The following is a 19,156-nucleotide window of genomic DNA, read 5'->3' as shown; positions in this document are numbered from 1 at the left end:
GCGGGTGTCCAGGGGCAGAGTTCCGAGGGTTCGTCGCAGGTGCGAGGCACAATCGGAGGGTGGACGAATCTCGCAGGGACCGTGACGAGGAAGGACGGGCGCGCAATGCGCGCCCCCGGGACGGGCTCGGGCGCCCCCTGCCGTACGGGGCCGAGGGGGTGGAGCGGCAGCCGGAGGGCGTGGTCCGCTCCCCCGGGGAGACGGTCCGTGAGGCACAGCGACTGCTCGACGCGGGGATGCCGTTCCACGCCCACGAGGTCTTCGAGGACGCGTGGAAGTCGGGGCCGGAGGAGGAACGCGAGCTGTGGCGCGGCCTGGCGCAGATGGCGGTGGGGCTGACGCACGCCGCCCGGGGAAACGCGGCAGGCGGGGCGCGGCTGTTGAGGCGCGGCGCCGCCGCCGTCGAGGGGTTCCGCGGTGTCGACCCGTACGGGGTCGGGGTGGGCGGACTGATCGTCTGGGCCGAGGAGTTGGCCGGACGTGTGGACCCGCCCGGCCACGAGGGGGCCGGTGCCGGGCACCGGGGGGCGGCGGCCGGTCCTTCCGGCGTGAGCGCCGGGCGGGAAGCCGCTCCCGTCCCGGACGCGGCGGCGGAGGCACCTCGGTTGCTGCGAGGGGACCGGCCCGAGGAGTAAGGACGTACGTGCGATAGGTTTTGCTCCTTCTTGACGGCGTGTTGATCGCGTTGGTCGATACACGTTCCCCTTTTCCGAACCACTCGCTCAGGAGACGGACGCCCCGATGACCGACATCATCAACGGCCTCGGCCGTGCCACCGCATACGGGGCCCTCGGCGTCGTACTGCTCGTTCTCGGCATATTTCTGATCGACGCCCTGACGCCGGGCAAGCTCGGCCGGCAGATATGGGAGGAGCGCAACCGCAACGCCGCGCTGCTCCTGAGCTCGGCCCTCGTGGGCATCGGCGGCATCGTGTTCACCTCGATCTGGACGACCTACGAGGACTTCGGCAAGGGGCTCGCCTCGACGGCCGCCTTCGGGCTGCTCGGTCTGGTCATGATGGCCGTCGCCTTCCTCGTCGTGGACCTGGTCACGCCCGGGAAGCTGGGTGCCACGCTGGTGGAGCGGGAGCCGCACCCGGCGGTGTGGGTGACGGCGTCCTGCAATCTGGCGGTGGCCGCCATCGTGTCGGCGTCGATCGCCTGACCCCTCACGGCCGGTCCCTCCCCGCCCGATTCCTCCGGCCCGGTCCCGGCGGCCGATCCCACGGTCCGGCGAACAAGGCCCTGCGCAGCCATTACGATCCGGCGTCATGAGCACTTCTGACCAGGACCAGGCCCAGGACCAAGAGCGGGACGCCCAGCAGGGCCCCACGGCACGGGACGCACCCGGCCCCGCGCCGGAGGACCGGGAGCAGGAAGAGGACCTGAGCGCGGCGGCGGAGATACCCGAGCCCGCCGCGCGGGTCGGGAGACTCACACCGCGTCAGGCGCGGCGGCTGCGGATCCTGCTCTCGTCGGTGGGCATGGCGGCGACGGCTGTGGTCCTCGCCCTCCGGATAGCGAGCCGTTCCTCGGTCCTCGTCGTCGGGGTGTACGGCCTCGCGCTCATCCTCTGCGGTGTCGTGATCGAACTCAGCAGGAACGGCCGGACCCGGCTCGGCAGCTGGCTGCTCGGCGTCGGCCTGGTGGCGGCGATCGGGGCGGACTGGCTGCTCATCCCCTGAACGACGGCCGACGGCCGGCAGGAGCGGTCGCCGCGCCTGTCACAACGCGGTGATCCGCACGGGCGGGCCCTCCGGGTCGACCCCGTCGAGCCAGCCCGCCGCCAGATGGATCGGCCTGCCGGGGATCGCGGGCAACAGCAGCCGTTGGCGGTGGAGTTCACGCCGGCCCTGGGTGACGACCAGCAGCGGCCGGGAAAGCCTGCGCGTGGTGCGCAGCACGAACCTGTCGCCCTGTGGCCGCGCACCGTCCGGGCCCGTCACATTGGGGGCGATCCACCGCAGGGGGGCGTCGACGAGCAGTGGTTTCCGGCTCCCGGCGGGTTCCCCCGTACCGGCCAGGTGGTGCAGTACGGGCACGGCCACGGCCCTGCCCTCCTCGGCCGCGACCCCGGCGCGCTCGACTGCGTGCAGCAGGTTCCCGGCGGCGAAGACGCCCGGCCGGGACGTGCGGTACGCGGCGTCGTAGGCGGGCCCTCTGGTACCGGGGTCGAGCTGGATCCCGCCGCGTCTGGCGAGCTCGTGGTCGGGGACGTAGTCGCCGGTGAGGACCACGGTGTCGCAGCGCAGCGTGGTGGTCCGGCCGTCGTCGTGCCGCAGGCCCACCCCGGTCAGCCGGGTTCTGCCGGTCAGGCCGGTGACCGTGGCCCCGGTCAGCAGGGGGATCCGGCGGCTGCGGACGGGCTTCGGGCGGGACGGCTGATCGGTGACCACGGCGACCACCTGGACGCCCGCGGCCAGCAGGGTGGCGACGGCGGCATGGCCGACGGGATCGTTGCCGACGACGACCGCCCTGGTGCCGATCCGCTGCCCGTAGAGGTGGACGGCCTGCTGGAGTTCACCGGTGGTGTAGACGCCGGCGGGGCGGCTTCCCGGGATCAGCCGGGCGCTGCGCGGCCGTTCGCGTGCTCCGGTGGCGAGGACGACGGCGCGGGCCGTGATGCGTTCGAGCCCGCCGGGTCCGGTGGTCTCGACGGTACGGGGTCCCCCCCAGCCGGTGACGGTGATGCCCGTGCGCAGTGCGGCTCCCGCGCGCAGGGCCGCCTCGACGTGCTGCCGCGCGAATGCGGGACCGCTCTGCCCTCCCGGAGCCCGGACCGGCCGGACGCCCGCCGGACCGCTCCCCTCGGACGGGACGTACGCCGGACCGCTCCCCTCGGACCGGACGTGTGCCGGACCGTTCACCGCGGACCGGAGGTACCCGGGGCCGTTCGCCGAGGCCCAGGCGTACACCGACCGGGTCACGGGCCCGCCGAATCCGCCGTGGTGGCAGTGCCTGGGTATCCCGCCCGCCTCCTGCTCGCGTTCCAGGATCTCCACCCGGCCCGCACCCGCCGCGGCGAGTTCGGCTCCGGCCGCGAGACCGGCGGGGCCCGCCCCGACGATCAGGACGTCGACCTCCCGTACGGTCGCGGTCATGGTCGTGCCTCCTCGAAGAGGGAGCGTACGGCCGCGCCGCAGTAGAAGCCCTGGCACCGGCCCCCGCGGGCACGGGTCCGGCGCCGCAGGCCGTCGAGGGACCGCGGCGGGACGGTCGCGGACAGGGCGTCCCGGATCTCGCCGAGGGTGACCCGCTCGCAGTGGCAAACCAGGGTGCCGTACGCCGGGTCCCGGGCGATGAGACCCGCGTCGCGGTAGGGCCGGCCGGAGACCTCGCCGATGCCGGGCATCGTGAGCGGCGGGAGCTCGTGGGGGTCACCGAGTTCCAGGCCCGCGGCGGCGAGCAGCCCGCCGACGTGCCGGGCGATCGCCATGGAGGCGGTGAGGCCGGTGGACCGGATGCCGCCCACCGCGACGTACCGCAGCTCCGGGTACTCCTGGATGCGGTAGTCCTCCTGCCCGGTGGCGGCGCGCAGGCCCGCGTAGACGGCGGTGACTTCCTCGTCCAGGAGCGCGGGCACGACCCGGCGGCCCTTCTCCTGCAGCATCCGCAGGCCTTCGGCGGTGGACCCGGTGGCGGTCTTGTCGTCGAGCTCCTCGGCCGTGGGGCCGAGGAGGACGTTGCCGAAGACGGTCGGTGCGACCAGGACGCCCTTGCCCGCGGGGCCCGGGACCGGCAGCAGGATGTGGCTGACGAGGTCACGGGCGAGCTTGTCGAAGACGATGAGCTGACCGCGGCGCGGGGTCACGGTGAAGACGTCGTGGCCGAGGAGCCGGTCGATCTCGTCGGCGTACAGCCCCGCGGCGTTGACCAGGTAGCGCGTGCGCAGCGGGCCGCGCGAGGTCGTGAGCGTATGGCCGTGCTCGTCGCCGGCGACGTCCCGCACCCGGCAGTTCAGGTGCAGGTGGACACCCGCCCGGACGGCCTGGGTGGCGAAGGCGAGCGGAGTGGTCCAGGGGCAGATGATGCTCTCGTCCGGGACTTCCAGGGCACCCAGCGCGCCGGGCCCCAGATGTGGTTCGCGGACCCGCAGTTCGCCGGGGTCCACGAGGCGGGCGGCGCGGTAACCGTTGCGGATCGCCTTGTCCAGCAGCCCTGGCAGGGCTGCCAGCTGCTCCTCGTCCCAGGCGACGAGGAGGGCGCCGACGCGCTCCACGGGGATGCCGGTCTCGGCCGCGTAGGCGGTGAGGAGTTCCTTCCCCTCGCGTACGAGCCGGGCCTCCAGCGAGCCGGGTACGGCGTCGAAACCGGTGTGCAGGATCGCGGTGTTGGCCTTCGACGTGCCGCTGCCGACGTCGTCGGCGGCCTCGACCAGGGCGGTCCGCAGCCGGTGGCGCGCCAGTTCGCGGGCGATGGCCGCGCCGACCACGCCCGCGCCGACGACGGTGACGTCGTACCTGCCCTCCTGACCGTCGTCCCGGTGCAGAGGCCCCTCGGTGGTGACGGTCTCGGTCATGAACGCTCCAGGAGGGCGTCCACGGCCGCCCGGAAGCCGTCGAGGCGCTCCGCCGCCTCGCCGGGGCCGATCCGTGGTTCGTACACGGCGGAGGGCTGCCAGGTGGGGGTCGCCTGCCGCGTCGGGAGCTTCGGGTCGAGTCCGAGGCGGGCCACCGCACCGGCGCCGAGCGCGGTCACGTCGGGCAGCGCCGAGACCTCGACCGGCCGCTGCAACAGGTCCGCCTGTGTCTGCATGAGCAGCGCCGAGCGGGTCAGACCGCCGTCGACCCGCAGGGCGGTCAGCGGCGCGCCCAGCTCGCACGTGACGGCGTCGGCCAGCGCGACGACCTGTGCGGCGATGCCCTCGCACAGCGCGCGGACCAGGTGTCCCGCGGTGGTGTCGAGCCCGAGACCGGTCACGGAACCCCGCAGGTCGCTGCGCCACCAGGGAGCGGCGAGGCCGGCGAGCGCCGGGACGAAGGTGACGCCGCCGGTGCCGGGCACCGTCGCGCCGACGGTGTCGAGGTCTGCGGCTGCGGAGATCACCCCGAGGTCGGTGAGCCAGCGCACGGCGGAGGCCGCCGTGTAGACCTGTCCGTCCAAGCAGTAGTCGGTCCGCCCGGCGAGCCGCCAGGCCACGCAGCTGACCAGGCCGGTGGCACCCGTGCTGGGCCGGCTCCCGGTCTGGGCGAGGAGGAACGCGCCCGTTCCGTAGGTGCACTTGGCGTTTCCGGGTTCCAGAGCGTTCTGCGCCAGCAGGGCGGCCTGCTGGTCGACGATGAGGCCCGTCAGGGGGATCTCGCCGCCGAAGGCGGTGGTGGTGCCCACCGGACCGGCGCAGTCGACGACCGTGGGCAGCTGTTCACCGGACAGGCCGAAGATCTCCAGCGCGGCGGACGACCAGCCGACGTCGTGGAGCCCGAGCAGCTGGGTGCGTCCCGCGGTGGCCGCGTCGGTGACGAAGGCTCCCGTCAGCTGGTGGACCAGCCAGGAGTCGCTGGTCGTCACGACTCCCTCACGGGTCAGTTCACGGCGTATCCACGCCATCTTGGGCGCGGCAAAGTACGGATCGAGCGGCAGTCCGGTGAGCGCCTTCAACTCCTCCGCGTGGGCGCCCAGTTCCGCGCACAGCGCCTCCGCGCGCCGGTCCTGCCAGACGACGGCGTGCGTGAGGGGCCGGCCTGTCGCCGGGTCCCAGGCCAGTACCGTCTCGCCCTGGTTGGCCAGGCCGACCGCCGCCACGGGCTCACCCGCTTCCGCAACCGCCCGCCGCCCGGCGTCGAGGACCGAGCCGAGCAGCTCCGCGGGGTCCGTCTCCACCAGTCCGCCCGCGCCGTGACGCGGGCGCACGGGCGCCGCCGCGGAGCCGATCACCCCGCGGTCCGGACAGATCACCAGGGCCTTGGTTCCGGAGGTCCCCTGGTCGACGGCGAGTACCGGTCCGGTCAATCCACGCTCCAGTCCTGCGGCCGCCCGGTCGGGGGCGGATCAGTGATCATCTGGTCCTGGCGACCACAGTCGTGCAGTCCACCCCTCGCGTCAAGCCTCGCCCGGACATCCTGCACCGAGCCCTCGGACCGGCCAATGTCCGTCATACGGACACTAGTTGAGTAAGATCCGCAAAGTTGCCGGATGAAGGGTGCAGAGCGCCCTACACTCACCGCGCAGTGAACAACCGGAGTTCCGGCGAGGGCTGTTCGCGATCCTTGTGCCCAACCCCCCACGTTCTTGAGGATTCATGTCGAGAAGAACCCGCGCCGTGCCGCCGTGCCCGGCCTCCCGCCCCGCCCCCACCACGTGTCCAGGGCCGGGGCTCGTCCATGGCTACCGGTGATTTCAAGCCTGTCTACCACCCCGCCGGACCCGATCACGCGTTACGGGTGGCCCTCCAGGACCTGCGCACCGGCCGTTGGCTCGCGATGCGGAATCTCCTGGAGAGCACCCCGGACTGGGCCCTGTGGACCCAGCGCACACAGGTCCTCGCGGCCGTGGCGGCGGGCTCGGACACCGTTCACGCCTGGCTGGCCGAGGAACCGCGGAGTGTGGCCGCGACCGTGATGCACGCCCGGGTGGCGGTGGAACGGGCGGTGCGCGCCGGTCGTGAACGGCACCCGCGAGCACAGGAGCTGTGGCAGCTGGCGTGGGAGGGGTGCCGCTCCGCCGCCCATGCCTCTCCGGAGGACCCGGTGCCCTGGGTCTGCCTGCTCGCGCTCTCCCAGCTCGACGAGGGGCAGCGCCTGGAGGAGCACCGGCTCCTGCCGCCCGGCCCGATGCTGTTCCCGGGCCCCTGGGGCCTTCTGGCGGAGGCGGACAAACGCGATCCCTTCAATCGCGAGGCCTATCACCGGATGCTGCAGTTCGTCTATGCCAGGCAGAAGGGCGGCACGCTCTCCGAAGCCGTCAACTTCGTCCAGTGGGCCGCGTCTTCGGCACCGGGGGGCTCCCCTCTGCACGTGCTTCCCCTGTATGTGCGGGTGGAGCGCTACCGGCGCGAGCGCGGCAACGAGCGGGCACTGGACCTGCACTGGGTCACGGAGGACGGCGAGCGCGACGCCCGGCGGGCCCTGCACATCTGGTTCGACGCCGCCGATCCCGCCTCCCGCTCCCTGCTCGATCTCAACCATCTGGCGCACGCGTTGTGGGGTTCGCTCCGGTTCGCGGACGCCGCACCGGTGTTCCGGGCGATGGGCCCGTACTACACCTCGGTGCCCTGGGCCTACCGCACGCGTCCCCCGCAGGACACGGCCAGTGCCGAAGACGTCTTCCTCCGTGCCCGCACCCGCTGTCTTGCCTCCGGGCAAGAACCCGGCACAGGGCCGCACGGCTGATCCGCCGGCGCCCGCGCCCCTCCCTCTCCCCCTGTCCCCCCACCACCTGGAGGTCAATCCCATGTCCATATCCGCCTCGACCCCGTCGAGTACGGAAGCCACACCGCACGACGACGAGGAGCGGCGCCTGCGCGAGCTCGGCTACCAGCCGGTGCTGGCCCGTCGCATGGGCGGCTTCGGGAACTTCGCGATCAGCTTCTCCGTCATCTCCATCCTCTCCGGCTGCATGACGCTGTACGGCTTCGGCATGTCGACCGGCGGCCCGTCCGTCATGCTCTGGGGCTGGGCCGGTGTCGGTCTGTTCGTGCTCTGTGTGGGCATGGCCCTGGCCGAGGTCACCAGCGCGTACCCGACGTCGGGGGCCCTGTACTACATGGCCGACCGGCTCGGCGGCCGTAAGTGGGGCTGGTACACCGGGTGGCTGAACCTGCTGGGTCTCCTGGGTGCGATCGCGGGCATCGACTACGGCGCCGCGCTGTTCACGGGGGCGCTGCTCAACCTGCAGTGGGGGTTCGACCCGACGCCCGGCTCCACCATGGTGATCTTCCTCTGCATCCTGCTGCTGCACGCCGTGCTGAACCTGTTCGGTGTGCGCCTGGTCAGTGTCCTGAACTCGATCAGCGTCTGGTGGCACCTGGGCGGGGTGGCCGTGATCGTGACGGTCCTGGCGATCGTGCCCTCGAACCACCAGTCGCCGTCGTTCGTCTTCACCGAGTTCGTGAACGGGACCGGCTGGGAGAACCCGATCTACGTGGCGGCGATCGGGCTGCTGCTGGCGCAGTACACGTTCTGCGGTTACGACGCCTCCGCCCATCTGTCCGAGGAGACGTCGAACGCCTCGGTGACGGCGGCCAAGGGCATCGTGCGGGCGATCTGGGTCTCCTGGATCGCCGGTTTCGTGCTGCTGGCGGGCCTGACCTTCGCCATCCAGGACTACGCGGGCACCCAGAACAGCGCCACCGGAGTGCCGCCGGCCCAGATCCTGATCGACGCGCTGGGCACCGCCGGCGCCACCGCCATGCTGCTGATCGTCATCGCCGCACAGCTGTTCTGCGGCAACGCCGAGGTCGCGGCGGCGAGCCGGATGGTCTTCGCCTTCAGCCGTGACAACGCCCTGCCGGGCTCGGCCCTGTGGCGCAAGGTCAGCTCGCGTACCCAGACCCCGGTGCCCGCCGTATGGCTGTCGGTGGGTGTCGCCGCGCTGCTGGCGGTGCCGTCGCTGTACTCCGCGACGGCGTACGGGGCTGTGACGGCGATCAACGTCATCGGGATCACCCCGGCGTACGCGATTCCGATCTACCTCAAGCTGCGCGCCGGCGACCGCTTCCAGCGCGGTCCCTGGCATCTGGGCCGCTGGTCGAAGCCGATCGGCTGGATCGCCGTGGTGTGGGTCGCCGTCGTCACCGTGCTGTTCCTGCTCCCGCAGTCGTCTCCCGTGACGATCGACTCGATGAACTACGCGTCGATCGCCCTGGTCGCCGTGCTGGTTCTGGCGACGGTGTGGTGGTTCGTCGCGCGCCGTTCGTACAGCACCCCGGCCGCGTACGGCAACGCCCGTGAGCAGGCGGAGATCGCCGAGGGCATCGTCTGACCGTCCCCTCCCGGGCGGTCTTCAGCTCAGCAGCAGTTGGAGGCCGCCCAGGACGGTGGCGGCGATCACGATCCGGTCGAAGACCTTCTGGTTGATCCGGCCGACGCAGGCGCGGCCGAGGTACGCCCCGGGGATGACGAACAGCACGAGGGCGGCGTCCAGCAGCAGCGACCGGGCGTCGATGAGGCCGAGCCCCACACTGAAGGGCACCTTCGAGGTGTTGACGATCAGGAAGAACCACGCGGACGTCCCGAGGAAGCCCAGCTTCCGGAAGCCCGCGGACAGCAGGTAGAGCGACATCACGGGGCCACCCGCGTTGGCGACCATGGTGGTGAACCCGCCGAGCACCCCGTACGAACGGGCCTTGAGCCGAGCGCCGCGCGAGGGCCCGTCCGCGCTCTCCTCCTCCGGGGGCGGCTGGGAGCCGGCCCGCCGTCGCCAGAGGGTGACCCCCGCCATGAACAGCAGGATCGCGCCGATCGAGGTGCGTACCGCGTCGTCCCCGGCCCGCATCATGAAGAGGGTGCCGGCCAGCACGCCCACCGCCACGGCGGGGAAGAGCCGCAGCAGGGTAGGCCAGTGGGCGTGGCGACGGTAGACCAGCACGGCGAGGATGTCGCCCGCGATCAGGATCGGGAGCAGCACTCCGGTGGATTCGCGCGCCGGGAGCACGGCCGCGAAGACCGCGAGGCTGATCGTATTGGCCCCACTGACCGCCGTCTTCGAGAAGCCGACGAGGGTGGATGCCGCCGCGAGTGCGGCCAGTTGCCAGAGTGTGATGGTGTCCATTCCGGATCAGATGGTAGACACATCTTCCTCTCGGCGGATCATCGTTTCATCCGTAGCCTCCTCCAGCCGTCCGCTCGCTATGCTGCGATCGCTCGCGGAAACGTTCAAACGAACACGGCACAGCGGTAGGCAAGGGGGCCATCATGCGGGAGCCGGTCGAGTCGAGGCGCAAGCGCATCCTCTCGGTGGTGCACGCGCGCGGCGCCGTCAAGGTGAGCTCGCTCGCCGAGGAGCTGGACGTCTCGGCGGTCACCCTGCGGCGGGACGTGGAGGAGCTGGCCAGGGCGGGGATGCTGCGGCGCGGTCACGGCGTGGTCCGCCCGATGGGGGGCGTCGAGCGCCCCGCGGCCGTCCCGGCCCCCCGGAGCGCTGAACCGGCCGGGGAGGGAGGCGCGATCGCCCTCGTCGTCCCGGAACGCCATTCCTACCTGTACGAGACCCTGCACGGCGCGCGGACGGCGCTGGAGGAGGCCGGGGCGCACATCACCCTGCGCATCGCGCCCCAGGCGGCCGGCGCCGAACGGCCGCAGGTGGAGCGGGCGCTGGCGGCCGGGGTGCGCGGTCTGCTCATCGCGCCCCGGTGGCGCAGCAGGGAGGGCGAGGAGGCCGACTACGGCTGGCTCGCCGGGCTGGGGGTGCCGACCGTCCTGATGGAGCGGCGGCCCCGGCCCGGCAGCGCGCTGCACGCTCTGGACTCGGTGTGCTCCGACCACTGGTACGGGATCCATCTGGCCGTGGACCACCTGGTCTCGCTCGGCCACCGCCGGCTGGTGCTGGCGGCGAGGAACGACAGCCCGACCGCTCGTTCGATCAGGGCCGCGTTCGCCGAGATCGCGGCGGCGCGGTCCGAGGTGGAGGAGTGGGCCGTGGTGCTCAGCTCCCCGACAGCGGGCCCCGGGGAACCCGGCAGCCGGGAGGAGGCTCCGGATCTCGCGGCACTGATGCGCGGGCGGGGCTTCACCGGTGCGGTCCTGCACGGCGACGAGGACGCCCTGATGCTCGTCCAGAAGCTCGCGGAGAACGGCATCCAGGTGCCGCGGGACTGCTCCGTGGTGGCGTACGACGATGTCGTGGCCGCGCTGGGCAGCACCTCCCTCACCGCGGTGGCACCGCCGAGGGGCGAGATCGGCCGGGCGGCGGCCGAGCTCCTGCTGCACCGTCTGGGCCGTCCGGCCGGCGCTTCCGGTCCGGTGCGCCGGGTGGAGCTCCTGCCCGGCCTCGAAGTGCGCGGGTCGACCCAGGAGCTGCACCGCCCAGCCGAATGATCGTTTGAACACTTCAAGCTTCTTTTGATCGATCTATTGACCACTATCGATCAGCCGATCAGTATTCCCGTGTCTCGAATCAGGAGCCGCGGGAGGCGCACATGCCTGGTCGACAGAGCCGTCGATCCGTGCTCGCCACGATCACCGCACTTCCTCTGGCAGGCGCGCTCAGCGCCTGCGGAGGGGGTGGCGGAGACACACGATCGGGCGGTACGAGCAGTACCGGAAGCACCGTCAGAAGCGGGAACGGCAGGAAGATCCGCATCACCTTCTGGTCGGCCCTGCGGGGCAGCCAGGAGGTCGTGGACGCGTTCAACCGCGGTCACGACACGATTCAGGTCGACTTCCAGCAGGTCCCCGGAGGGATGCAGGGAGGTTACGCGAAGCTCAGCAACGCGGCCCGGGCCGGCAACGCCCCGGACATCGCCACCATCGAGTACCCCCAGGTCCCGGGCTTCGCCATCGACGGGGTCTGCCGCGACATCACGGACCTGGTGGGCGAAGGGCTCCGCGCCAAGCTGCTGCCGCAGGCGCTGGGCCTGACCACGTTCGAGAAGCGGGTGTTCAGTGTCCCTCTGGACATAGAGCCGATGGTGCTGCACTACCGCACCGACCTTTTCGAAAGGTACGGCCTGACCGTCCCGCGCACCTGGGAGGACTTCGAGGACGCGGCGCGGACCGTACGCCGCGCGAGTGGTGACCGCCGGATGGCGCTCTTCCCCACGGACGGTGACACCCACCTCGCCGCGTACGCCTGGCAGGCCGGCGCCCAGTGGTTCGACACGTCGGGCGGGGCGTGGAACGTCTCGCTCGCCGACGCCCCGACCCGCCGCGTGGCCGCGTACTGGCAGCGGCTCACCGATCAGGACCTGGTCTTCATGAACGCGGTGGAGAGCCGGCACAGCGATGTCCAGATCGGCGAGGGCCTGGTGCTCAGCAGGCTCAGCGGCGCGTGGGACGCCGGGGCGCAGATGAAGGCCCGTCCGGGCCAGAAGGGGCAGTGGGCACTCGCACCGCTCCCCCAGTGGGATCCGGCCGACCCCGCTGTCGGCACCCACGGCGGCTCGACCTTCGCGATCACCAAGGACTGCGCGCACCCCGAGGCCGCGATGGAGTTCATCGAGTGGCAGGTCTCGCATCCGGACGCCCTGCGCGCCCGCCTCTCCAGCGGCGCCAGCAGCCAGTACCCCGCCGCGCCCGGCCTGGTGGACGTGGGCCGCAAGGCCTTCGACCGGGCCTACTACGGCGGCCAGGACATCTACACCCTGTTCGAGCAGGAGGCCGACAAGATCCGCCCCGGATGGGTCTGGGGACCTCGGATGACGGCCACCGGCAAGATCATGAGGGATGGACTGGCGCGGGCGAGCGGCGGCCAGGGGTCCGTTCTCGGAGCCGTGAGGGCGGCGCAGGAGGGCACGATGCCCGACCTCCGGGCGCTCGGTCTGAGCACCACCGAGCGCTCCACCTGACATGCGGTCCGCCGTCCGTTCCCAGCAGCAGAGAGGCAGGTGACACCCATGACCAGCACCACCCCCGTGTCCGTAGCGGCGGACGCCACCGCTCCGCCGTCACCGCGGAGCCCGGCCGCCACCGCCCCGTCACAGAAGGGCCGCAGGTCCGCCCGACGGCGTGAACTCGGCGCCTGCGGCGTCCTGATGACACCGTTCTTCGTCCTCCTGGTGACCGTCTTCCTGATCCCGGTCGCCACCGCCGTCCACCTGAGCTTCTTCAGCGACGACCAGCCCGGACTCGGCTTCGGCCCCGAGCGGACGGTCTTCGCCGGACTCCGCAACTACACCGCCGTCCTGGCGGACCCGACCTTCCTCGGCGGCCTCGGCGTCGTCGCCCTGTACTGCCTGGTCTACATCCCGCTGATGGTGATCGGCGCCCTCGTACTGGCACTGCTGCTGGACTCCGGCGTGGTCCGCCTGCGGGGCACCGTACAGCTCGCGCTCTTCCTGCCGCATGCCGTTCCGGGCATCATCGCGGCCCTGATCTGGCTGTACCTGTACACCCCCGGCATCAGCCCGGTGATCGACCTGCTCGGCAGGGCGGACCTCACCGTCGACTTCCTCGGGGTGCACATGGTGCTCCCGTCCATCGTGAACATCGCGCTGTGGAGCAACCTCGGCTACAACATGGTCGTGTTCTACGCCGCCCTCCAGGCGGTCCCCCGCGAGGTGATCGAGGCGTCGGTCGTCGACGGCGCGGGCCCGGTCCGCACCGCCCTCCAGGTCAAGGCCCCGCTGGTGCGCTCGTCGATCGTGATGGTCGCGATGTTCACCCTCATCTTCGCGCTCCAGCTCTTCACCGAGCCGATGCTGCTCAGCCAGTCGACCCCGATGATCAACTCCCGCTTCTCCCCCAGCATGTACATCTACGACGCCGCCTTCACGCGCAACAACTACGGTCTCGCGGCAGCCGCCTCGGTCATCCTGCTGCTGTGCACGATCGCCCTCTCCTACGGCGTCACCCGCTGGACCAACCGGGCCGCCGCGGCCGAGGAGGCCGCCCGATGAGCGCGTCGAACGTTTCCCGCACCGCTTCGCCCCTGCGGCCCCGGCTCCTGGGGCGCTCGGTCGTCAACCTGGTGGTCCTCGTCTCGGTGCTCTACACCCTGCTGCCGGTGCTGTGGCTGGTGCTCGCCTCGACGAAGGACAGGGACGCCCTCTTCAGCAGCGACATCCTCTCGCTGAGCGGCTTCTCCTTCGTGCAGAACCTGAAGGACCTCTTCGCCATGGACGGCGGACTGTTCGGCCGCTGGTACGGCAACAGCCTGCTGTACGCGGTGCTCGGCGCGGCACTCGGCGCCCTGATCAGCATCGCGTGCGGCTACGCCTTCGACAAGTACCGCTTCGCGCACAAGGAGAAGCTGTTCGGTCTCGTGCTGGCCGCGGTGATGGTGCCGCAGACGGTACTGGCCCTGCCGCTCTATCTGATGGCCTCCGGCACCGGGCTCGTCAACACCTTCTGGGCGGTCTTCATCCCTGTCCTGTTCAACCCGTTCGGTGTCTATCTCGGCCGGATCTTCAGCCAGGGGTACGTGCCCGACGAGGTGCTCGAGGCCGCGCGGATGGACGGCGCGGGCGAACTGGCCGCCTACTTCCGGGTGGCGCTGCGCATGCTGGGGCCGGGTCTTGTCACCATCTTCCTCTTCCAGCTCACCGCCATCTGGAACAACTTCTTCCTGCCGATGGTGATGCTCTCCGACCAGGACCTGTATCCGGTCAGCCTCGGCCTGTACTCCTGGAACAGCTCCGCGTCCGTGTCACCGGAGTACTACCCCGTCGTCATCATGGGCTCGCTGCTCGCCGTGGTGCCCCTGATCCTCGCCTTCGCCCTGCTCCAGCGTTTCTGGCGGTCCGGTCTGACGGCCGGCGCCGTCAAGTGACCGTGCCGCCCCGCCCGGACCACCGCACAGGAGAACCATGCTCAGCACTCCCCCCGCCCACCGACTGCCGCGCGCCGCGCTCGCCATGGGAACGGACGCCGCCGCGGCGGTGCTCTCCCCCGCATCTCTGGCGGCGCTGGGAGAGGTCTGCACACTCGCGCCCCTGCCCGCCATCGACGACTTCACGACCCCCACGGCCCGCGCCGCGCTCGCGGACACGGAGATCCTGATCACCGGCTGGGGCTGCCCGCCGATCCACGCGGGCGTACTGGCCGCCGCCCCCTCGCTGCGGGCCGTGGTGCACACGGCGGGGTCCGTACGGGGCCATGTCACCGAGGCGTGCTGGGAAAGGGGCATCGAGGTGTCCTCCGCGGCGGCGGCCAACGCCCTGCCGGTCGCGGAGTACACCGTCGCGATGATCCTGCTGTCGGGCAAGCGCGTCCTGGAGCGGGCCCGCGACTTCCGTGCCACGCGCGAGCGCGGCGCGTGGCTGGCCACCCCTCCCGACGTGGGCAACTACCGCCGCACGGCGGGCATCCTGTCCGCCTCCCTGATCGGACGGCGGGTGATCGAGCTGCTGCGCCCCTACGACCTGCGGGTGCTGCTCCACGACCCGTACGTCACGGACGCCGAGGCCGCCGCGCTCGGGGTCCACCCGGTCTCCCTGCCCGCGCTGTTCGCCGAGAGCGACGTGGTCAGTGTCCACACACCGCTGCTGCCGGCGACGACGGGGCTGGTGAGCCGCGAACTCCTCACCTCGATGCGGCCCGACGCGGTCCTCCTCAACACGTCCCGGGGCGCCGTCGTCGACCAGGACGCCCTCGTCGACGTACTGCGGTCCGAGCGCATCCGGGCGGTGCTCGACGTCACCGATCCCGATCCGCTGCCGGTGGACCATCCGCTCTGGGACTGCCGCAACGCGACCATCACCCCGCACCTCGCCGGATCGCAGGGCAACGAACTGCGGCGGCTGGCCGACCTGGCGATCGGAGAGGTCGCCCGCTGGGCCGAGGGCGGCAGCTTCGCCCATCCCGTACGACGCGAAAGGCTGGCATTCCTCGCATGACCCTCATCCCCTTTCAGCTCCCCCCTGCGGATCACGGGTCGAGCCCTTTCACCGGCTACACCCGGCACCACTGGGAGGCGGTGGCCGACGGACTGCTCGGTGCGGCCTGGAAGTGGTCGACCCCGGGCCGTGCCCTGATCGACCTGCCGGGTCGCCCGTCCCGTTCGGGCGTACGCTCCGACGGCCTGGAAGGCTACGCCCGGACGTTCCTCACCGCGGCGTTCCGCGTCGCGGGCGCGGGTGGCGAGGACCCGCACAACTGGCTGGAGCGGTACGCGGAAGGGCTCGACGCGGGCACGCGCACCGCGGGCCGGGACGACGCCGAGTCCTGGCCGCTCATCCTGGACCACACCGTCTTCGGCCAGCCGATGGTGGAGTCCGCCTCGGTGGCCATCGGGCTCAGGCTGACCCGGCCCTGGCTGTGGGACGCCCTGGACGGACGCACCCAGGACCGGGCGGAGGAGTGGCTGCGCGGATCGTTGCGGCACTCCCCCGCGCCCAACAACTGGTACCTCTTCCCGTTCTCCGTCGCGGGTTTCCTGGAGTCGGTGGGCCGGGGCGACGCCGAGACGGCGCGGGCCCGGCAGCGCGCGCTCGACCTGATGGAGGGGTGGTACCGGGGCGAGGGCTGGTACTCCGACGGGGACGGGCGAGCCTTCGACCACTACAACGGCTGGGCCCTGCACCTGTACCCCGTGCTGGACGCCTTTCTGTCGGGCGACGAACAACTGGCCGCACACTACGGCGGCCGGCTGCGGGAGCACCTGGAGAGCTTCTCGCTGATGTTCGGCGCGGACGGTGCGCCGATGCACTTCGGACGCTCCCTCACCTACCGGTTCGCGGCGGGAGCCGCGGTCGGGATGGGCGCGGTGTCCGGGCACACCCCCTTGGCGCCGGGTGTCTCGCGCCGGCTGATCAGCGGCTCCCTGCGGTATTTCCTGGAGCGTGGTGCGGCCGGGGACGACGGCCTGCTGAGCCTCGGCTACCACGGCCCGCACGACGCGACGCTCCAGGTGTACTCCGGGCCGTCCTCGCCGTACTGGGCGTCCAAGGCCTTCGTGGCGCTGCTCGCACCGGCGGAACATCCGCTGTGGACGGCCGACGAGGAACCGGCGCCGAGCGAGGGCCCGGACCAGGTGCTGGCCCTGCCGTCGCCCGGGCTGCTCGTCCAGTCGACGCGCGCGGACGGCATCGTACGGCTGCACAACCACGGCAGCGACCATGTCCGGCCCCATGAGGCGGAGACGGCGGACGTGTCGGACCCGCTCTACGCGCGGCTGGCGTACTCGACGGCCACGGGCCCCACGGCGTCGACGAACACCGCGGACAACCACTTCTCGCTACGGGTCTCGGGCTCGCGCAGCAGCAGGGTCCGCATCCATCCGCTCGGGGTGGGGCACGGCGACGGCTGGGGCTGGGCCGCGTCCTGGCACATCCCGGTCTTCCCCGAGGGGCCGCCGACCTGGCCGGGGCTGCGCGTGGAGAGCGTCACCGTGGTCCGGGGCCGGTACGAGCTTCGGGTCCACCGGGTCCTGGGCGCCCCGGCCGGGGCGCTGGCGGAGCAGACGGGCTGGGCGACGGACCCCGGGGGCACGGTGCGGTCCTCGTTGCACGGACTGCACGGCTGGACGGATCTGGAGGAGGTACGGGCTCCGCAGGGCACGGCGTTCACCCGCTGGGCCGTGCTGCCCCGGCTGAGCGCCGACGTCGAGGGTACCGAGGTGCTGGTGGGACTGGCCGCGCTCACGGGGGAGCCCGAAACCGCCCCGCTCGCAGCGGCGGTGAGCGCGGTGGACGTGAACGGGGAGCGGGTCGCGGTCCGTTGGGCGGACGACGGTACGACGACCCGGATCGGCCTCATGCCGCTGGAGGTCACCCACGGCTGAGGCCGTCCGGAGGAGGGCGCGGAGGGCGCGGACGGGGAGCACCGGCGACGGCGGGGCAGCGGGATTTCCGGAGGGAAGGCAGCCGCGAGGAAAACGCACAGTTTCGCTTTCCTTAACGGGGAACAGCGGAATCAACAATGCTGCACGATTGCTTTCGCTCTTCTCCGGAATTCCTTCGGATCGATGCCGCAGATCGCGTTCCCCCGTTACGCTGAGACAGCTTCGCCACATGGCGCGGCAGCTGCGACGACGCCTGGGGAGGCGCCAGCGCGGCTATGGGGGGACGGTTTCGGGGGGTTGGCTCTGCCATGCGCACGGAACGGCTACCGGTATGTGAAGCGACCGGCATCTCTTTTCGTTCCGTGCGCCTCCCGAACGGGTGAGAACCCTCCGTCGAGGCCTTCCTTTTTCGCCTCCGGAATTCTTTTTGACGACATGTGAGGATGACTGTGCGACGTATCACGTCCGTCTTTCTGTCCCTGAGCGCTGTTCTCGCGGCATCCGTGATGGCCGCACCTGCGGCCGGCGCCGCGCCGCAGGACGTCGGACCGGCGGCGGTTCCCAGCGGCTGGGAAACGGTCGACGGCGGCGAACTGGAGCGCATCGCGGGGCAGGCCGGTGCCCGGCAGGCTCCGCGCGCCGCCGGCGACAGCGCCTCGGCCGCCGAGGAGCCCGAGCTCCTCGCCCTGCAGTCCGCCCGCAACGGCCGGTTCACCGCGACCGAGGTGAACTACGCCGCGCCCGACACCGGTGCGCTGCGGGCCCGTTCCACCGAGGTCGGCGGCTCCTGGGAGGGCTTCGCCTTCGAGTGGGACGAGGCTTCGGCGACGTACGCCCTGAGGTCCCTGGCGAACAACCGGTACGTCGCGGTGGAGAAGAACTACACCGGCAGCGCCCAGAACATGCTGCGCGCGCGTTCCACGACCGCGGGCGGCTGGGAGCGCTTCTACCTGTACTACAACGAGGACCTGGACCGCTACGCGCTCCAGTCCACGCTGAACGGGCTGTTCGTCGCCATGGAGAACGGCTACACCGGGTCGCTCCAGTACGCGCTGCGCGCCCGTTCGACCGCGATCACCGGTTCGTGGGAGGAGTTCTCCCTCTACGGCCTGGCCTGACGTACGACCGCGCCGTGGCGGCCGTCAGGGGGCACCGCGGTCGCCGCGGGGGTCGCCGAAGGCCGTGCGGGGCCAAGGGCTGTCCCGTTCTCCCTGCGCCCGCCAGGGAGAACGGGACAGCCCTCAGCTCCGTGCGGCGAGCAGGTGCCGCCAGCGAGGTTGCTCGGCGATCAGGCTGGCCGCGGCCAGCAGGGTCACGGCGACGGCCGCCCATGTCGGCCAGGCCGCCCAGGAGAAAATGACGGCCGCGCCCAGATGCAGCAGCACCAGGCCGATGGTCACGGCTCCCGGGACGGGCACGAGGATCTTTTCCCTCTCCATCCCGTTGTCACCCGGAGTCACGAAAACGGTCAGCGCGCCGAGCAGCAGGATCACCGACACCACGGCGAGCAGCACGGAGTACGGAGCGAGAGCCCAGGGTGTGGCGACCCAGGCGACAAGCATGCTGAAGAAGCGAAGCGGGTCCGCCAGACGTATCACGCGCCGACTGTCCCACAACGGACGTCTGTTCGGGACGATTCGGCACCAGAAGGCATCTGATACGGCGCATGCCGTATCAGGGGAGCCGAAACCGGCTCACCGCGACTACGACCGGACCAGGGGGCCGGGAAGGGGCGGCGCGGAAATCACGCCGCCGACTGCAGGGCGGCCACGTCTTCCTCGGCACCGCGACCTCCGCAACCCCACCGGCCGGCTCGGCACATGATCGTCCGGACGCCTCAC

17 protein-coding genes are annotated in these 19,156 nt (G+C 71.6%); 12 read left to right on the top strand and 5 right to left on the bottom strand.

The window, feature by feature from the left end:
- The first annotated feature begins 59 nt into the window (after positions 1-59).
- The 3 genes from ACFYQ6_RS06510 (at position 60) to ACFYQ6_RS06500 (ending at position 1,684) form a co-directional block, all read left to right on the top strand.
- A complete protein-coding gene (locus tag ACFYQ6_RS06510) occupies positions 60-635 on the top strand; it encodes a DUF309 domain-containing protein (protein ID WP_388761102.1) in 576 nt (191 codons plus the stop codon).
- Positions 636-741: 106 nt separating this feature from the next.
- Complete coding sequence (locus ACFYQ6_RS06505) at positions 742-1,164, top strand: DUF350 domain-containing protein (RefSeq protein WP_361573218.1); 423 nt, start codon at positions 742-744, stop codon at positions 1,162-1,164.
- Positions 1,165-1,270: 106 nt separating this feature from the next.
- On the top strand, positions 1,271-1,684 hold the full coding sequence (locus ACFYQ6_RS06500) for a hypothetical protein (RefSeq protein ID WP_388761099.1): 414 nt from the start codon (positions 1,271-1,273) through the stop codon (positions 1,682-1,684).
- 39 nt (positions 1,685-1,723) lie between these two features.
- Here ACFYQ6_RS06500 and ACFYQ6_RS06495 read toward each other — a convergent pair whose 3' ends face one another.
- From ACFYQ6_RS06495 to ACFYQ6_RS06485, 3 genes are read right to left on the bottom strand one after another with little or no spacing between them, the layout of a single operon-like run.
- On the bottom strand, positions 1,724-3,100 hold the full coding sequence (locus ACFYQ6_RS06495; protein WP_388761097.1) for an NAD(P)/FAD-dependent oxidoreductase: 1,377 nt from the start codon (positions 3,098-3,100) through the stop codon (positions 1,724-1,726).
- Positions 3,097-4,518, bottom strand: a complete 1,422-nt coding sequence (locus ACFYQ6_RS06490; protein ID WP_361573224.1) for an FAD-dependent oxidoreductase — start codon at positions 4,516-4,518, stop codon at positions 3,097-3,099. Before ACFYQ6_RS06490 ends, ACFYQ6_RS06495 begins: the two co-directional genes overlap by 4 nt.
- On the bottom strand, positions 4,515-5,948 hold the full coding sequence (locus ACFYQ6_RS06485; protein ID WP_361573226.1) for an FGGY family carbohydrate kinase: 1,434 nt from the start codon (positions 5,946-5,948) through the stop codon (positions 4,515-4,517). The genes ACFYQ6_RS06490 and ACFYQ6_RS06485 overlap by 4 nt, the downstream gene beginning before the upstream one ends.
- 371 nt (positions 5,949-6,319) lie before the next feature.
- Here ACFYQ6_RS06485 and ACFYQ6_RS06480 point away from each other — a divergent pair, with 371 nt between their 5' ends.
- Together ACFYQ6_RS06480 and ACFYQ6_RS06475 are read left to right on the top strand one after the other, a co-directional pair.
- Positions 6,320-7,327 carry a hypothetical protein gene (locus ACFYQ6_RS06480; RefSeq protein ID WP_361573228.1) on the top strand — a complete coding sequence of 336 codons (1,008 nt, stop codon included), beginning with the start codon at positions 6,320-6,322 and terminating at the stop codon, positions 7,325-7,327.
- Positions 7,328-7,388: 61 nt separating this feature from the next.
- Positions 7,389-8,918: an amino acid permease gene (locus tag ACFYQ6_RS06475; protein ID WP_388761093.1), complete on the top strand. Its 1,530-nt coding sequence runs from the start codon at positions 7,389-7,391 to the stop codon at positions 8,916-8,918.
- Between the two features lie 21 nt (positions 8,919-8,939).
- On the opposite strand, the gene ACFYQ6_RS06470 is transcribed toward ACFYQ6_RS06475, so the two are convergent.
- Positions 8,940-9,707, bottom strand: coding sequence for a sulfite exporter TauE/SafE family protein (locus tag ACFYQ6_RS06470; RefSeq protein ID WP_361573232.1), 768 nt, complete (start codon positions 9,705-9,707; stop codon positions 8,940-8,942).
- 143 nt (positions 9,708-9,850) lie between these two features.
- On the opposite strand from ACFYQ6_RS06470, the gene ACFYQ6_RS06465 reads away from it, so the two are divergent.
- The 7 genes from ACFYQ6_RS06465 to ACFYQ6_RS06435 all read left to right on the top strand — a co-directional run bounded on the left by ACFYQ6_RS06465 (position 9,851) and on the right by ACFYQ6_RS06435 (position 18,433).
- The gene (locus tag ACFYQ6_RS06465) at positions 9,851-10,972 is read left to right on the top strand and encodes a substrate-binding domain-containing protein (RefSeq protein ID WP_361573234.1); all 1,122 of its coding nucleotides are present in this window, start codon (positions 9,851-9,853) and stop codon (positions 10,970-10,972) included.
- 101 nt (positions 10,973-11,073) lie between these two features.
- Positions 11,074-12,441 (top strand): extracellular solute-binding protein, encoded by a 1,368-nt coding sequence (locus ACFYQ6_RS06460; RefSeq protein WP_361573236.1) that lies wholly within the window; start codon positions 11,074-11,076, stop codon positions 12,439-12,441.
- Positions 12,442-12,489: 48 nt separating this feature from the next.
- Positions 12,490-13,491, top strand: a complete 1,002-nt coding sequence (locus ACFYQ6_RS06455) for a sugar ABC transporter permease (RefSeq protein WP_361573238.1) — start codon at positions 12,490-12,492, stop codon at positions 13,489-13,491.
- A complete protein-coding gene (locus ACFYQ6_RS06450; protein WP_361573240.1) occupies positions 13,488-14,363 on the top strand; it encodes a carbohydrate ABC transporter permease in 876 nt (291 codons plus the stop codon). The genes ACFYQ6_RS06455 and ACFYQ6_RS06450 overlap by 4 nt, the downstream gene beginning before the upstream one ends.
- A gap of 37 nt (positions 14,364-14,400) precedes the next feature.
- A complete protein-coding gene (locus ACFYQ6_RS06445) occupies positions 14,401-15,429 on the top strand; it encodes a hydroxyacid dehydrogenase (protein ID WP_361573242.1) in 1,029 nt (342 codons plus the stop codon).
- Complete coding sequence (locus ACFYQ6_RS06440) at positions 15,426-17,315, top strand: DUF2264 domain-containing protein (RefSeq protein ID WP_361573244.1); 1,890 nt, start codon at positions 15,426-15,428, stop codon at positions 17,313-17,315. The genes ACFYQ6_RS06445 and ACFYQ6_RS06440 overlap by 4 nt, the downstream gene beginning before the upstream one ends.
- A gap of 458 nt (positions 17,316-17,773) precedes the next feature.
- Complete coding sequence (locus ACFYQ6_RS06435) at positions 17,774-18,433, top strand: hypothetical protein (protein ID WP_388762201.1); 660 nt, start codon at positions 17,774-17,776, stop codon at positions 18,431-18,433.
- A gap of 123 nt (positions 18,434-18,556) precedes the next feature.
- Here ACFYQ6_RS06435 and ACFYQ6_RS06430 read toward each other — a convergent pair whose 3' ends face one another.
- A complete protein-coding gene (locus tag ACFYQ6_RS06430; RefSeq protein WP_361573248.1) occupies positions 18,557-18,913 on the bottom strand; it encodes a hypothetical protein in 357 nt (118 codons plus the stop codon).
- Between the last annotated feature and the right edge of the window lie 243 nt (positions 18,914-19,156).

The organism is Streptomyces sp. NPDC005494, assembly GCF_042872025.1.
Classification (GTDB): Bacteria; Actinomycetota; Actinomycetes; order Streptomycetales; family Streptomycetaceae; genus Streptomyces.
Note: the sequence above shows the minus strand (reverse complement) of the source record. Positions and strands in the feature narration are given on the sequence as shown.

Bases quoted from the DNA above. Each gene is read 5' to 3' on its own strand.
- ACFYQ6_RS06505 (WP_361573218.1), top strand. From the start codon at position 742: ATGACCGACATCATCAACGGCCTCGGCCGTGCCACCGCATACGGGGCC.
- ACFYQ6_RS06500 (WP_388761099.1), top strand. From the start codon at position 1,271: ATGAGCACTTCTGACCAGGACCAGGCCCAGGACCAAGAGCGGGACGCC.
- ACFYQ6_RS06495 (WP_388761097.1), bottom strand. From the start codon at position 3,100: ATGACCGCGACCGTACGGGAGGTCGACGTCCTGATCGTCGGGGCGGGC.
- ACFYQ6_RS06490 (WP_361573224.1), bottom strand. From the start codon at position 4,518: ATGACCGAGACCGTCACCACCGAGGGGCCTCTGCACCGGGACGACGGT.
- ACFYQ6_RS06480 (WP_361573228.1), top strand. From the start codon at position 6,320: ATGGCTACCGGTGATTTCAAGCCTGTCTACCACCCCGCCGGACCCGAT.
- ACFYQ6_RS06475 (WP_388761093.1), top strand. From the start codon at position 7,389: ATGTCCATATCCGCCTCGACCCCGTCGAGTACGGAAGCCACACCGCAC.
- ACFYQ6_RS06470 (WP_361573232.1), bottom strand. From the start codon at position 9,707: ATGGACACCATCACACTCTGGCAACTGGCCGCACTCGCGGCGGCATCC.
- ACFYQ6_RS06465 (WP_361573234.1), top strand. From the start codon at position 9,851: ATGCGGGAGCCGGTCGAGTCGAGGCGCAAGCGCATCCTCTCGGTGGTG.
- ACFYQ6_RS06460 (WP_361573236.1), top strand. From the start codon at position 11,074: ATGCCTGGTCGACAGAGCCGTCGATCCGTGCTCGCCACGATCACCGCA.
- ACFYQ6_RS06455 (WP_361573238.1), top strand. From the start codon at position 12,490: ATGACCAGCACCACCCCCGTGTCCGTAGCGGCGGACGCCACCGCTCCG.
- ACFYQ6_RS06450 (WP_361573240.1), top strand. From the start codon at position 13,488: ATGAGCGCGTCGAACGTTTCCCGCACCGCTTCGCCCCTGCGGCCCCGG.
- ACFYQ6_RS06445 (WP_361573242.1), top strand. From the start codon at position 14,401: ATGCTCAGCACTCCCCCCGCCCACCGACTGCCGCGCGCCGCGCTCGCC.
- ACFYQ6_RS06440 (WP_361573244.1), top strand. From the start codon at position 15,426: ATGACCCTCATCCCCTTTCAGCTCCCCCCTGCGGATCACGGGTCGAGC.